Source organism: Natronococcus roseus, assembly GCF_043677095.1.
Classification (GTDB): Archaea; Halobacteriota; Halobacteria; order Halobacteriales; family Natrialbaceae; genus Natronococcus; species Natronococcus roseus.
On the sequence record NZ_JBHLJR010000001.1, the window covers coordinates 437,825 to 451,311 of the forward strand.

General features: G+C 69.0%; 17 protein-coding genes. 10 read left to right on the plus strand and 7 right to left on the minus strand.

Annotated elements, in window-relative coordinates; all coding sequences use genetic code 11:
* Positions 1-15: 15 nt before the first annotated feature.
* From ACFEMD_RS02275 to uppS, 4 genes are all read right to left on the minus strand, one after another.
* Complete coding sequence (locus tag ACFEMD_RS02275; protein ID WP_005556326.1) at positions 16-840, minus strand: ABC transporter permease; 825 nt, start codon at positions 838-840, stop codon at positions 16-18.
* Positions 837-1,508 carry an ABC transporter ATP-binding protein gene (locus ACFEMD_RS02280; protein ID WP_394739261.1) on the minus strand — a complete coding sequence of 224 codons (672 nt, stop codon included), beginning with the start codon at positions 1,506-1,508 and terminating at the stop codon, positions 837-839. Before ACFEMD_RS02280 ends, ACFEMD_RS02275 begins: the two co-directional genes overlap by 4 nt.
* Before the next feature lie 72 nt (positions 1,509-1,580).
* Positions 1,581-1,805 carry a hypothetical protein gene (locus tag ACFEMD_RS02285; RefSeq protein WP_394739262.1) on the minus strand — a complete coding sequence of 75 codons (225 nt, stop codon included), beginning with the start codon at positions 1,803-1,805 and terminating at the stop codon, positions 1,581-1,583.
* Positions 1,806-1,854: 49 nt separating this feature from the next.
* A complete protein-coding gene (uppS, locus tag ACFEMD_RS02290; protein WP_394739264.1) occupies positions 1,855-2,787 on the minus strand; it encodes a polyprenyl diphosphate synthase in 933 nt (310 codons plus the stop codon).
* Positions 2,788-2,907: 120 nt separating this feature from the next.
* Here uppS and ACFEMD_RS02295 point away from each other — a divergent pair, with 120 nt between their 5' ends.
* From ACFEMD_RS02295 to ACFEMD_RS02325, 7 genes are all read left to right on the plus strand, one after another.
* Complete coding sequence (locus ACFEMD_RS02295; protein ID WP_394739265.1) at positions 2,908-3,312, plus strand: DUF5778 family protein; 405 nt, start codon at positions 2,908-2,910, stop codon at positions 3,310-3,312.
* Positions 3,313-3,428: 116 nt separating this feature from the next.
* Complete coding sequence (locus ACFEMD_RS02300; protein WP_394739266.1) at positions 3,429-4,913, plus strand: aldehyde dehydrogenase family protein; 1,485 nt, start codon at positions 3,429-3,431, stop codon at positions 4,911-4,913.
* A 129-nt stretch (positions 4,914-5,042) separates the two neighbouring features.
* Positions 5,043-5,699 carry a precorrin-2 dehydrogenase/sirohydrochlorin ferrochelatase family protein gene (locus ACFEMD_RS02305; protein WP_394739764.1) on the plus strand — a complete coding sequence of 219 codons (657 nt, stop codon included), beginning with the start codon at positions 5,043-5,045 and terminating at the stop codon, positions 5,697-5,699.
* Positions 5,696-7,009 carry a glutamyl-tRNA reductase gene (gene hemA / locus ACFEMD_RS02310; protein ID WP_394739267.1) on the plus strand — a complete coding sequence of 438 codons (1,314 nt, stop codon included), beginning with the start codon at positions 5,696-5,698 and terminating at the stop codon, positions 7,007-7,009. Before ACFEMD_RS02305 ends, hemA begins: the two co-directional genes overlap by 4 nt.
* A 51-nt stretch (positions 7,010-7,060) precedes the next feature.
* A complete protein-coding gene (locus ACFEMD_RS02315) occupies positions 7,061-7,342 on the plus strand; it encodes a 4a-hydroxytetrahydrobiopterin dehydratase (protein WP_394739268.1) in 282 nt (93 codons plus the stop codon).
* On the plus strand, positions 7,342-7,731 hold the full coding sequence (gene lwrS, locus ACFEMD_RS02320) for an LWR-salt protein (protein WP_394739269.1): 390 nt from the start codon (positions 7,342-7,344) through the stop codon (positions 7,729-7,731). The genes ACFEMD_RS02315 and lwrS overlap by 1 nt, the downstream gene beginning before the upstream one ends.
* Before the next feature lie 56 nt (positions 7,732-7,787).
* A complete protein-coding gene (locus tag ACFEMD_RS02325; RefSeq protein WP_005556344.1) occupies positions 7,788-8,459 on the plus strand; it encodes an HAD family hydrolase in 672 nt (223 codons plus the stop codon).
* Here the strand turns inward: ACFEMD_RS02325 and ACFEMD_RS02330 are convergent.
* Positions 8,419-9,066 (minus strand): helix-turn-helix domain-containing protein, encoded by a 648-nt coding sequence (locus ACFEMD_RS02330; protein ID WP_394739270.1) that lies wholly within the window; start codon positions 9,064-9,066, stop codon positions 8,419-8,421. The two genes, ACFEMD_RS02325 and ACFEMD_RS02330, sit on opposite strands and share 41 nt — an antisense overlap.
* A gap of 63 nt (positions 9,067-9,129) precedes the next feature.
* Positions 9,130-11,034 (minus strand): molybdopterin biosynthesis protein, encoded by a 1,905-nt coding sequence (locus tag ACFEMD_RS02335; protein WP_394739271.1) that lies wholly within the window; start codon positions 11,032-11,034, stop codon positions 9,130-9,132.
* A gap of 85 nt (positions 11,035-11,119) precedes the next feature.
* On the opposite strand from ACFEMD_RS02335, the gene ACFEMD_RS02340 reads away from it, so the two are divergent.
* Genes ACFEMD_RS02340 through ACFEMD_RS02350 form a run of 3 tightly spaced genes read left to right on the plus strand, consistent with a single transcriptional unit; the run spans position 11,120 to position 13,002 of the window.
* Entirely contained in the window at positions 11,120-12,262 is a 1,143-nt protein-coding gene (locus ACFEMD_RS02340) for a serine hydrolase domain-containing protein (protein ID WP_394739272.1), read from the plus strand.
* Positions 12,263-12,296: 34 nt separating this feature from the next.
* Positions 12,297-12,518 (plus strand): hypothetical protein, encoded by a 222-nt coding sequence (locus tag ACFEMD_RS02345; RefSeq protein WP_394739273.1) that lies wholly within the window; start codon positions 12,297-12,299, stop codon positions 12,516-12,518.
* A 55-nt stretch (positions 12,519-12,573) separates the two neighbouring features.
* Entirely contained in the window at positions 12,574-13,002 is a 429-nt protein-coding gene (locus tag ACFEMD_RS02350; RefSeq protein ID WP_394739274.1) for an SHOCT domain-containing protein, read from the plus strand.
* Positions 13,003-13,083: 81 nt separating this feature from the next.
* Here the strand turns inward: ACFEMD_RS02350 and ACFEMD_RS02355 are convergent, their stop codons facing one another.
* Entirely contained in the window at positions 13,084-13,212 is a 129-nt protein-coding gene (locus ACFEMD_RS02355) for a dodecin domain-containing protein (protein ID WP_394739275.1), read from the minus strand.
* Between the last annotated feature and the right edge of the window lie 275 nt (positions 13,213-13,487).

The window sequence follows — 13,487 nt, forward strand, 5'->3', positions numbered from 1 at the left end:
GGACTTCCGTCCGTCTCACTCGTCGATCGCGTCGACGACCGCCTCGTCGAGCTGCTTCGCGTCGGTGAACACCCGACGGCTGAGCAGGACGGTGTTGGCGACGACGGTGAGGCCGCCGGCGGCGAACAGCATCAGCATGATGGCGAACTGGTACTGCGCGGCGTAGATCGGGTTCTCGCCGGCGATGATCATCCCCGCCATCAGCCCCGGGATCTTGACGACGCCGAGGCTCTTGATCCCGTCGATCGTCGGGATCAGCGCCGCGTAGACGCTGGTCGAGACGTACTCGGTGACGGCCTCGTCCGGGGAGGCGCCGACGCTCAACAGCGCCTCGATCTCCGCCCGGTTCGAGGCGATCTCTCCGGTGAATCGGTCGAGAGCCAGCGAGTTCGTCTGCATCGCGTTGGCGATGACCATGCTCCCGATGACCAGCAGATCCCGCATCGTCATCTCGATGGCGCCGGCGGCGGCCATCGCCACGATCGTCAGCCCCGCGCCGAACCCGATCGAGGCCAGCGACGTCCCGAACACGCCCGGCAACGCCGTCCCACGCTTGTAGGAGATGTAGGCGGCGACGACGATCATAAAGGCGAGGACGACAGCTGCCCAGGCGAGGTGCGCCGCCAGCAGCAGGCTGATCACTGCGCCGGCGGCCACCACCTGGACCAGCCCGCGGACGGCCATCGCGACGATCTCCCGCTCGAACCCGAGCTGACGGGCGTAGATGATCCCCAGGACGACCGCCGTCAGCGCCGCCGCGATCGCGATCTGGACGAACCCCGTGACGATGACCGGATCGGCCGCGTGCTCGAGGACCCGCTCGAGACCCGGATCGGTCACGCGAGAACCTCCTCGGGACGTCCCTCGGCGATCACCCGCCCGTCCTCGAACTCGGCGACGCGGTCGCCGAGGCGCTCGGCCTGGGCGGTGTCGTGGGTGACGAGCACGCAGGTCAGCCCCTCCGTTCGAATCAGGTCGCCGAGGAGCTCCTCGACTCGCGCTTCGGTCTCCGAATCGAGGTGGGAGGTCGGCTCGTCGAGCAGGAGGACCTCGGGATCCACGTAGAGGGTCCGGGCGACCGCGACGCGCTGTTGCTGGCCGCCGGAGAGGTCCTCGACGTCCCGCTCCGCGGCGTTCGGCAGCTGCACCCGGTCGAGCAGCGCCGCGACGCGCTCCTCGTCGACCGGTTGGCCTCGAATCAGATCGCTCGCGGCGACGTTCTCCCGAACGGTCCCCGGCCGGAGCGCGGACTCCTGCGGAACGAGGCCGACCCGACGCCGCAGCTCCTGGGGATCGATCTCGTGGTAGTCGACGCCGTCGAGGTACACCGTTCCGTCGGTCGGTTCGTCCAGGCGGTTGAGCAGCCGCAAAAATGAGGACTTTCCGGCCCCCGAGGAGCCGACGACCGCGAGGACCGTCGACGCCGCGACGCGAAGCGAGACGTCCTCGACGATCGGTTCACCGTCGACGACCCTCGTGAGCGACTCGGTCTCGAGCTTCGAATCCATCGTACGAGGGTCGCTCCGGGCGGGCAAAAGTCGCTGCGGTCGGTCCAGGCGATCAGCCCGTTCGGGACGGGGCTACGGCTCGAGGTCGGGGTCCGGAAACTCGACGTAGGCGAACAGCGTCACGAGGATTCCGACGGTCAACAGGACGAAGCCGCCGCCGATCGCGAGAAACTCCGCGGGCTGGGTGTGGCCGGCGGCCGTCTGGGGGTGGCGAAGCACGCCGGCGCTCCCGAGGAGCAGGAACGACGCGAGCCCCGCCCCTGTCGCGGCGAGTCCGACCGCGAGCTGGCGGTCCATACCCGACGTTGGGAGCCCGTCCGATTGTAGGTTTCGAGACACGGCGGGGTCAGTCGGCGGCGGGTCCGCTCGAGTCGACTCCCTCGAGTTCGTCCTCGTCGGGCTGTTCGGCGGTCGGCAGCGAGTCGCGGAACCGGTCGACGATCGAGCGGGCCTCCGCGAGTTCGGGATCGCTCATCGCCCCGAGCAGGGCCAGCGCCCGGCGGGCGCGGGTCCGGCGCCAGGACTCCTGGCGGTGTTCGTACGTCCGGATCCCGCGCAGGAAGTCGGGCTTCGAAAACTCGGGCCAGTAGGGGGTACAGAAGAAGACGGCGGCCTCGTTGCCGTTGGCGTGCCAGGGCAGGAAGTTCGAGGTCCGCTCGTCGCCCCCGGTTCGAATGATGAGGTCGACGTCCCGAACCGGCTCGTCGTACAGCCGGCGTTCGATCGCCTCGACGTCGATCTCCTCGGGGTCGACCTCGCCGGCCTCGACGTCGGTCGCGACGCCGCGGGCGGCCTCGAGGAGTTCCGAGCGACCTCCGTAGGCCAGCGCGATGTTGAGCACGAAGCGGTCGTAGTCGGCGGTTCGCTCCTCGGCGTAGTCGACCGCCTCCCGGACCCGCTCGGGCAGTCGGTCGATGGCGCCGAGCGCGCGGATCTTGACGCCGTTGTCGTGGACGCGCTCGGCGTCGGCGAACTCCCGGAGTTTCTCACAGAGCAGATCGTACAACGCCTCGCGCTCCTCGGCCGGGCGATCGAAGTTCTCCGTCGAGAACGCGTAGAGGGTGAGTTCCTCGACGCCGACCTCCTGGCACCACTCGAGGACGCGCTCGGTCGTCTCGGCGCCCGCGCGGTGGCCGTCGGTCGCGTCCGCTCCCTGCCGGCGTGCGTACCGGCGGTTGCCATCCTGAATCACGGCGACGTGGGTCGGCACACCGTCGATCTCCCTCGAGAGGAGCTGCTCGTACGCCGCGTCCACGCGCTCACGGAGCCACCGATTCATCACTCGACGTGACGAGGACCAGAAGTATGTGTCTTGTGTGTTACTCAGCGCTATCGATACGCACTGACACACCGGGAGCAATCGTGACCGCTATCAGGTCGGAGGTTCTCGTCTCGGCCGATGAGCGACACACTCGACGAGGATCTCTACCAGCGAACGAAGGCGTTGCTCGAGCCCGGCGAGGTCGACCTCAACGGCGCGATCGTCCACACCGACTACGACGGCAGCGAGGACGTCCGGATGATGCAGACGACGATCGACGTCGGCGATATCATCGCCGAGCACTCGGGGTACGATCCGAAAGACTGCTACGTCTACTCGGGTAACGACGACCCCGACTTCTCCTCGAACCAGCACCAGGGACTCACGCTCGAGGACGAGGACTTCGTCTGGGAGTGCCAGCAGCTGCTCCGGGAGGGCAGTTTCGACATCGTCATCTACTACGAGGCCAGCGCCGACCACGAGGCGATCCTCGAGGACATTCGGGAGCTGGGCCACGACGCCACCGGCGTCGAGGGCGAGTAGCGGACGGCCGACGTGGGGACGGGCGAGAAGTCGGCCCCGTCGCGGTCGCCGCAACCGACAGCCGGGTTCGCCGTCCGTGACCGTTTTCCTCCTGACGCGCGTAGCGTTGACGCTCGATGTCTCTACTAATCACCGACGACTGGAGCGAGCTGTACGTCGACGGGGAGTGGACGCCGTCCGAAAGCGGCGAGGAGCTGACCGTCGAGGACCCCTCGACGCGGGAGTCGATCGCGTCGGTCCCCGCGGCCGTCGAGGACGACGTCGACGCGGCCTACGAGGCCGCCGCGGCCGCCCAGTCGGCGTGGGGCGACCGCCCGCCCGCCGAGCGCGAGGAGCTGTTGCGGGGCGTCGTCGAGGAGCTCGAGGAGCGCCACGACGAGATCGTCGAGCTGCTCGCGAGCGAGGCCGGCGGCTCGCGGATCATGGGCGAGACGTCGCTCGAGCTGGCGACCGATCAGGCCGCTGAGGCGGCGACGCTGCCCCGCCGAATGAAGGGTCAGCACGCCGCCTCCAACGTCCCCGGGAAGGAAAACGTCGTCGAGCGCGTCCCCGAGGGAGTGGTCACGGTGATCTCGCCGTGGAACTTCCCGCTGAACCTCTCGATGCGGGCGGTCGCGCCGGCGATCGCCGCCGGGAACGCGGTCGTGCTCAAGCCCGCCTCGAACACGCCAATCGCGGGCGGCTTGCTCATCGCGAAGCTGTTCGAGGCAGCGGGCGTTCCCGACGGTGTCCTCAACGTCGTCACCGGAACGGGGTCGGAGATCGGCGATCGGGTCGCCGGCCACCCCGAGAGCGACGTCGTCGCCTTCACCGGGTCGACGCCGATCGGCCGTCGGGTCGCCGCCACCGCCGGCGAGAACCTCGCGGAGGCCGCGATGGAGCTCGGCGGGAACAACGCCCACATCGTCACCGACGACGCCGACCTCGAGGCCGCCGTCGACGCCGGCGTCTTCGGCACGTTCGTCCATCAGGGACAGGTCTGTCTCTCGATCAACCGCCACCTGGTCCACGAGGACGTCTACGACGAGTACGTCGAGCGCCTGACCGAGCGCATCGAGTCGTTGCCGGCCGGCAGCGCCCACGACGACGACACCGTCGTCGGCCCGATCATCGACGAGAGCCAGCGCGAGGAGATGCTCGGCTACGTCGAGGAGACCGTCGAGGCGGGGGCGACCCTCGAGACGGGCGGCGAAACGGTGGAGATCGACGGGGTCGACGACTCGCTGGTCGTCGCACCGACGGTTCTCTCCGGGGTGACGAACGACATGGCCGCCGCGTGCAACGAGCACTTCGGCCCCATCGCGCCCGTGATCCCGTTCTCGGATATCGACGAGGCTGTCGAACTCCACAACGCCGTCGAGTACGGCCTCTCGGGGTCGGTCCACGCGGGCGACGTCGGCGCGGGACGGCGGATCGCCGACCGCCTCGAGACGGGGATGGTCCACGTCAACGATCAGCCGATCAACGACGAGGCCCACGTCCCGTTCGGCGGCACTGGCGCCTCCGGGATCGGCAGTTACAACGCCGAGGCGTTTCTGGAGGAAGTTACCGAGCGAAAGTGGCTCTCCCTGCAACACGACCCCCGGGAGTACCCGTTCTAGAGCCGCCGATTCGCTTATCCGGGACGCGACCCGACGGTCCCGTATGCGTCGGCCGTCGTTCCCGCGGTGACCGCGGCGGACGACGGCCGGATCGCCGTCGATTCGGCGATGCGATCGTTCGATACCACCATGATTCCGCTACTCCACGACTTTACGGGGGCGACGGTGCTCGTCTTCGGCGGCGGCCCGGTCGGTGCGCGAAAAGCCCGGCGGTTCGCCCGCGAGGCCGAGGTGATCGTCGTCAGTCCGGCGTTCGCCGACGAGCGCTTCGGCGACGCCGAGCTGATTCGAGCCGCGCCCGAGCCCGGCGACGTCGGCGACTGGCTCGAGCGCTGTGAGCCCGCGCTGGTCGTTGCCGCAACCGACGACGAGGCGATCAACGAGGCGGCCGCGCGGGCCGCACGGGAGCGCGGCGTGCTCGTCAACCGCGCCGATCGCTCGGGCGGGCGAGATCCCGGTAGCGTCGTCGTTCCAGCGACCGTCCGCGAGGATCCCGTCGTCGTCTCGATCGCGACGGGCGGAACCGCTCCCGCGCTGAGCAAACACCTTCGCCGGGAGCTCGAGTCTGAGCTGGCAGGCGCCGGCGAGATGGCCCGGGTCTGTGCGGCGCTGCGGACGGAGCTCAGATCGCGGGACGTCGATCCGGTCCGTCGGCGCGAACTCGTCGGCGATGTCGTCAAATCACCGGACGTTTGGACAGATTTACGTACCGGAGCCTCCAAGCCATCCCAAGTGATCGAGGACGTGCTGAGTGAGGAACGGGCGACGGAGGGCGATCTGCCGTGAGTGGGGTTATCACGGCCGCACGCGTCACACACGACAGCGGGAGCGTCGACGATCTCGCGGCCGCGAGCCCCGACAGCCAGCGAGCAGCCGTCAAAGCGCTCTGTAGCGTTCCCGAAATCGAGGAGGCGTACGTCCTCTCGACGTGCAACCGGGTCGAGGCCTACGTCGTCTCGAGCGACGCGACGCTCGGTCGGGCCACGCTCGAGGAGTTCTTCGCGACGACCGACGACGACGCGCTGGTCGTCACGGGCCACGACGAGAGCCTGCGCCACCTGCTCCGGGTCGCCACGGGACTCGAGTCCGTCGTGCTCGGCGAGGACCAGATCATCGGCCAGGTCCGGACCGCCTACGAGGACGCCCGCGATGCCGGCGGGATCGGAGCGATGCTCGAGGCCGCCGTCACGAAGTCGATTCACGTCGGCGAGCGCGCCCGAACGGAGACCGCGATCAACGAGGGCGTCGTCTCGCTTGGATCGGCCGCGACCCGGCTCGTCGCCGACGACGTCACCCTCGAGGGGGCGACGGGCCTGATCGTCGGGGCCGGCGAGATGGGCCGGCTGGCGGCCCGGAGCCTCGTCAACGCCGACGTCTCGGAGCTGCTCGTCGCGAACCGTACCGTCGACCGCGCCGCCCACCTCGCGGACGAGCTCGCGGTCGACGCCGACGCCGTCCCGCTCGGGGCGCTCGCCACCGTCGCCGACGACGCCGACGTCGTGATCGCCGCGACGGGCAGCGACGAGCCCGTAGTCGAGCCACACCACCTCGCGGATGAGGGCAACCAGGTCGTCGTCGATCTGGGCCAGCCCCGCGACGTCTCGCCCGCAGTCAGCGGCCTCGAGTCGGTGACGGTGTACGATCTCGACGACCTCGAGTCGATCACCGCCGAGACCCGGGAACAGCGCGCCGACGCCGCGAACGAGGTCGAGGCGATGATCGATCGGGAGTTCGAGCTGCTGTGCGATCAGTACAAGCGAGCCCGCGCCGACGAGGTCATCGCCGCGATGTACGAGTCGGCCGATCGAATCAAGGAACGCGAACTCGAGCGGGCGATCGCCGAACTCGAGAAGGGCAACGCCTCCCAGCGCGAGGTGCTCGAGGCGATGGCCGACTCGATGGTCAACCAGCTGCTGGCCCCGCCGACGAAGAGTCTGCGGGAGGCCGCCGCGGAGGACGACTGGAGCACGATCAACACCGCCCTGCAGCTGTTCGATCCCGAGTTCGGCGGCGAACCGCCGCGGTCGCCCTCGATCGCCGCGATGGCCGAACTCGACTCCGCCGACGTTCAGGTCGGCGTCACCGACGACGACTGACCACGATCCAGACGGCACAACCGTTATTTTCGTCCCTTCCGTTCGTCCGTTATGGCAGACCTGCTTTCGGACGACGAGATCGACGCACAGTTGCCCGGCGGCTGGGAGCGCGAGGACGACGAGATCGTCCGCACCTACGAGTTCGACGACTACCTGGAGGGCGTGAGCTTCGCCGGGGACGTCGGCGAGGTCGCCGAGGAGCAGTTCCACCACCCCGAGATCCGCATCCGCTACGAGGAGGTCGAGGTTCGGCTAACCTCCCACGAGGAGGGCGGAATCACCGACGCCGACATCGAGATGGCGGAGCTCGCCGACGAGGAATACGGCGGCTGATGGACGCCGCCTACGTCTTCCGCGTTCGCCTCCGGCTCGAGCCGGCTACGGGAGGCGTTCGGGTCGACGGCGACGGCGAGACGACGGTGACGGTCTCGCGGGACGCCCCCGAGCCCGGCACTGAAGGGTGGCTGTTCTTCCGGAACACGCTCTGGCGGGGCGAGGTCGGCGACGATGAACACGCCAGGCGCCTGGCCGCCGACTGGCTCGGCGAGCCACTCAACGCGATCGAGGCCGTCTCCTTCCGGGAGTTGCGGACCGACGAGGCCTATCTCGAGGCGCTGAAGGCCGAGATCGCCGACGACCTCGAGGCGTTCAACGCCGACGACGTCTCCGAGGTGCTCTCGAAGTATCTCGGCTCGAGCATCCACGTCGTCGACCGGGCGTAGCGCGGTCCGCTCGAGCGACACACATTTACTCGCGAATCGCGTAGGTAGTCGTCCGAATGGTCTCCGAATACGACTACTGGCTGCTCGATCTCGACGGCACCCTCATCGACGTCGAGTGGTCCTACACCCGGGAGGTGTTCGACCGGGTCGGCGACCGCCTCGGTCGCGAGTTCACCGACCAAGAGGCGGACATCATCTGGAGCGGGCTCACCGGCTCCCGAGACCGCCAGCTCGAGGCGTGGGGGATCGACCCCCACGAGTTCTGGGAGGCGTTCCACGCCGAGGAGGACCCGATGGTGCGGGCCGAACAGACCTACCTCCACGACGACGCCGCCTTCGTCGCCGACCTCGACGTTCCCGTCGGGCTCGTCACCCACTGCCAGGAGTTCCTCTGTGAACCCGTACTGGACAACGTCGGGATCCGCGACTGGTTCGACGCCCGCCTCTGCTGTACCGAGGAGACGGGCTGGAAGCCCGATCCCGAACCCGTCGAGTCCGTCCTGCGGGAGCTCGGCGTCGCACACAACGGCCACCGAGGCGTGCTGGCCGGCGACGGCGCGAACGACGTCGGCGCAGCCTGGAACGCCGGGCTCGACGCCATCCACGTCGAACGCGTCGGCCACGAGCGCCGCGGCCAGTGCGTTCTCGGGGATTACCGCGTCGAGTCGTTCGACGAACTCCCCGGCATCAGGTCTCCGACTCGCCGACCGGCTGGATCTCCTCGTTGACGAGCGTCTCGTAGGCCCGTCGCAGCCGTTCGGACAGCGCCTGGTGGGAGATTCCCAGCTCGTCGGCCAGCTCCTCCATCGAGATCTCCCGCGGGATCTCGAAGTAGCCCCGCTCGAGGGCGGCCTCGAGCGCCTCCTCCTGTTCGCCGGTGAGCCTCGTCGTCGAGGGCGCTCCCGGCGTGACGTCCGTTACGCGCCGGAGGTCGACGCCGATGCCGCGGTCGGCGAGTCGGTCGTGGGCCCGGCAGAGCGCCTCGCGGTCACGATACCGTACGCGAGCCTGCCACCAGCCGTCGGTTCCCCAGCCCTCGAGCAGCGAGCCGCCGTCGGCGAGCAGCCGGTCCCACAGCGTGTCGGCGTCGGGAACGAACGTCACGTCGTACAGCAGCCGATCGCTCGTCTCGACGAGCAGGTCGTAGGTTCCGACCGACGGATCGTCGGCGAGGGCGGCGTCGACCGCCGACCGTTCGGCGTCGGCGATCCAGAGACAGGGCTGTGAGCGCGAGACGACCGCCTCGAGTTCGACTCGTAGTTCTGGAAGTCGATCGAACGTGGCCTCGAGCGTCGTGTCCGCAGCCGGGATCCGAAACTCGGCGATGGTCGACATCGGGCTCCGTACACCGCGGGGGCGTAAAAATCGCTGTTCAGCCGACGCTGACTCTCATCCTCGCTAACGCCCGTTCGCTACGTCGGCGAGGGCGGCCTCGAGTTCCTCGACGCCAGGCTTCTCGAGGCGGTCGGGGTTCGCGAGCACCCGGACCGGCTGGGAGCCAAGCGAGACGAACCCCAGGTCGAGACGGTCGGCGGTCTCCCGGAGCCCGAGCCCGGCGTCGGCCTCGTCGGCGATCACCTTCCGCGCGGGGCTCTCGTGGGCGCGCAGCCCGAGGTCGAACCCGACGATCGAGTCGACGATATCGTGGCGCTCGACGTCCCGTTCCTCGGCGAGTGTCGCGACCGCGGCACCCAGGCTCGAGCGCAGCCCGGAGTCGGTCGTCCGGTTGACGAACCGGTGGTCTTCGTCGACCAGGTCGGCCAGCCCCTCGATCCGGTCGGGATTGCCGGGTTTGACGAGCAGCCCCCACTCTCGGTCCCAGCCGCCGAGCTCGGTGGCGTCGACGTCCCGATCCGTCGGTCCCGCGACGACGGCGACGTCCGGTACACCCTCCCGGAGCCGCCGCAGGCCGGGCCGGGAGCCCACCGAGAGGTACCGCGGGTTGTCGAGCCCGTCGAGCAGCCGGGAGAGGGTCGGATCGTCCTCGCCGACGCCGAGCAGCGTCGGGGGCCTGACGTCGGGCGAGAACAGCGAGACGGTGACCGACTCCCCCGTCTCGAGGTAGTCCGTTCCGGGAGCGACCTCGACGACGCCGTCGGCCTCCGCGAGGCTCGTCGTCGCGCCGCTGCCCTTGTCGACGGGGTAGACCAGCGTCTCGCCGTCGCCGTCACGAACCATGCCAACCGGCATCAGCCGCAGCCGACCCTCGTCGTAGCGCTCCTGTCTGGCCATCCGACCCTCGAGCGTCGCCGTCTCGGTCTCGGGAAGGCCGGCCGCCTCCCGGATCGCGGGCGCGACGAACGTTCTGAAGACCATCATCGCGGAGACGGGGTAGCCCGGTAGCCCGACGTACGCCGAGTCTTCTAATCGACCCACGAGCATCGGCTTCCCGGGTTTGACGCCGACGCCGTGGAGCAGCAGTTCTCCCTGCTCCTCGATGACCCGATAGATGACGTCGACCGCGCTCGCGCTGGTCGAACCCGACGAGAGCACGAGGTCACACTCCGCTGCGGCCTCGCGGAGCACGCGTTCCATCTCGTCTTGCTCGTCGCCCGCGTGGGGGTAGAGCGCCGCCTCGCCGCCCGCGTCCTCGACGCCCGCGGCGATCGTGTAGCTGTTGACGTCGTAGATCTCGCCGCGGTCGCTGTCGACCGCCTCGCCCGGGCGGACGAGTTCGTCGCCCGTCGAGACGATTCCGACCTTCGGCTTCGATCGCACCGGAACGTCGTCGGCCCCCAGCGCCGACAACAATCCGATGTCCCGCGGCGTGATCCGGGTCCCGGGGCCGAGCGCGCGCTCGCCCGCGGCGACGTCGGCGCCCGCGAACATGACGTTGTCGCCCGGGGCGACCGAGGTCCGGATCTGGACGGTCTCTCCTGCGGTGCTCGCGGTTTCACCGCTCGCTTGTTCCGTCGAGCGTTGCTCGACGCGGGTGGTTCGTTCAACGGGCACCATCGCGTCCGCGCCCGTGGGCATCACCGCGCCGGTCGAGATCTCGACGGCCTCGCCCTCGCCGACGGCGACGTCGGGCTCCTCGCCGGCGTGAACCTCGCCCGCGAGCTCGAGCTCGGCGGGGTCGGCCTCGTCGGCCCCGAACGTGTCCCGCGCGCGAAGCGCGTAGCCGTCGAGGCTCGCCCGGTCGAAGCCGGGGACGTCGAGTTCGGCGTCCAGTCGCGCCACGAGCACCCGTCCGCGAGCGTCGGCCAGCGAGACGTGATCGATACCGCCCTCGAGCGAGAGCGAGCGGATCGCCTCGCGGGCCTCCTCCGGGGAGGCGAGATCTCGAAATTCCTTGCGGTCCATACCCGGAGTTATCGGGCCGGGGCTAAAAACGTCGGTCGATCGCCGCGGGGGAACGGTTACAAGTCCGAAGGGAGTTTGACGTCGTATGTCACGGCTCGAGCTCGCCGACGGCGAGCGCGATCGGATCGCGGCGCTTTTCGACCGCCACCTCGAGGTCGGCCTCCACCACGGCGCCCAGCTGGCCGTCTTCGTCGACGGCGACCCCGTCCTCGATCTCGCGGGCGGGACGACCGGTCCCGACGGCGAGCAGACGACGCCGGAGACGCGTCACGTCCTGTTCTCCTGTACGAAACCGTACGCCGCGGCGACGCTGCACGCGCTCGTCGACGACGGCGCGCTCGCCTACGACGACCGGGTCGTCGACCACTGGCCCGAGTTCGCCGCGGACGGAACGGAGAAGGCCGAGATCACCGTCCGACAGGTGCTCAGCCACACGGCCGGGCTCCAGCGGAGCGACCTCGACGACCGCCCCGACCTGTGGCCCGACTGGGAGCGCGTCGTGGAGGGGCTCGAGGACGCCGCCCTCGTCTCGACGCCCGGCGAGGAACCGGCCTACCACGCGCTCACGTTCGGCTGGCTCGTCGGCGAGCTCGTCCGCCGCGTCTCGGGCGCGCGGATCGAGACGGTCGTCGCCGAGCGCGTGTTCGACCCGCTCGGGATGGACGACACGGGGATCGGCCTGCGCGAGCACGAGCCCGACGACGTCGCCACGCTCGCCGCCTTCGACGCCTTCGATCGCTGTCGCGACCCCGAGGAGGGGCTGGGGGACAACGCACGGGTCGCCGCGCCGTTCAACACCGAGGCGATCCACCGGGCCGTGATCCCCGCCGCGAACGGGATCGGCACCGCCCGCGACATGGCCCGCTTCTACGCCTGCCTCGCGAACGGGGGCCAACTCGAGGGGACCAGCATTCTCTCGGCGTCGACGGTCGACGCGATGACCCGGCTCGAGGCCGCGACCGAAAACGACGGCACGCTCTCGAGACCCAGGCGGTACGGGCTCGGCGTCTACAAGGGCGGCACTGCCGCGAGCCCGTTCGGCTCGCTGGCGCCCGAGCGCGCTTTCGGCCACGCGGGCCTGGGCAGCAGCGTCGGCTGGGCCGACCCCGAGACGGGGATTGCGTTCTCCTACGTCACCAACGGCGTCCGGGACGGTTCCTACGAGCACGTGGCCCGGGTGAACGCCCTCGCGGACGCGGTTCGGCTCGCACTCTCCGGGACGACGTAGAACCTGTCTTGTTCCTCGAGATCGAACGGCCGACATGGTACGATTCGGACGCCTGACCGTCGTCGCGGCGCTGGCCTGGACCGCGACGGCGCTGGCTCAGTTCGTCGCCTGGACGGCGACCGAGGAGAACGAACGGATCGAGTGGACCGAACGCCGGAACCTGTTCCTGCTGTGCTCGAGCCTCTCGACGAACGCGCTCGCCGCGACGACGCTCTCTCGGTACGTCGGACGGTGGCGGCGCGGTCGCGACGAGTGACGAACGCCCGCGCATCGACGGAGCTACTTTGTCACTCGCCGCCGAAATCGCGGATATGGCGACCGACCTCCGGGAGTTCGTGGCCGAGGACCTCTGGCTGCTGCTCGGTATCGTCACGTTCGCTCTGATCAGTATCGTCGGCGTGATCGGCCTCGAGGCCGTCGCCGGGCTGATCGCGATCGTCGGCTGGTTCCTGCTGGTGCCGGTGTTCCTGTTCTGGGGCGAGGAGATCGCCGCCCTGCTCTTCGAGGAGCCGACCGCAGAGTCGTTGACGTCGGCCGGCCCGGACCGCGACGCCGTCGAGGAACTCAAACGCCGCTATACCGCCGGCGAGATCGACAACGAAGAGTTCGAACGCCGGCTCGAGCGCCTCGTCGGCGTCGAGGACGCCCTCGAGGAGGTGTTCTCCGATCGGGCGTCGAACGAAGCGTCTCCATCGACACGCTCGAGCGAGTCGACGCTGCGCGAGCCGGAGCAGGAGTAGGACCGATCAGTGCTGGACCGGGAACGCGATTTCGGTCGTCACCTTGTACTCGGTTATCTCGCCGTTCTCGACGTCAGTGGTTCAGCGCTCGGCGTTGATGCCGGAGATGTTGTCGACCGACTGGCTGGCTTCCTGAAACGCCTCGTGGGCGGCGTCCTCCCAGGACTCTTCCGATGTGCCCATCACGCGGATTACTTTGACTGCCGTCATGGCAGTCGTCGTACCAGCAACACCGGTATAATCCTTTGTCGAGGCTGACGTGACGGTCGGTCGGAATGATCGATAGCAGTAGATAGTAGCGCGACTCATTCATCCAATCCAAAATATGAAATAAAGCAGACTATTCGGTTACTATGTCTGTATACGCACCTTTTTTCGTCGGGTTCGCTCGCAGGGCTCGCTCACCGCTCTCTGCTCACGGGCGCGAAGCGCCCGCTGTTTACGGACGCGCAGCGTCCGTTCACACGGTATGCGAGATCGTTGGT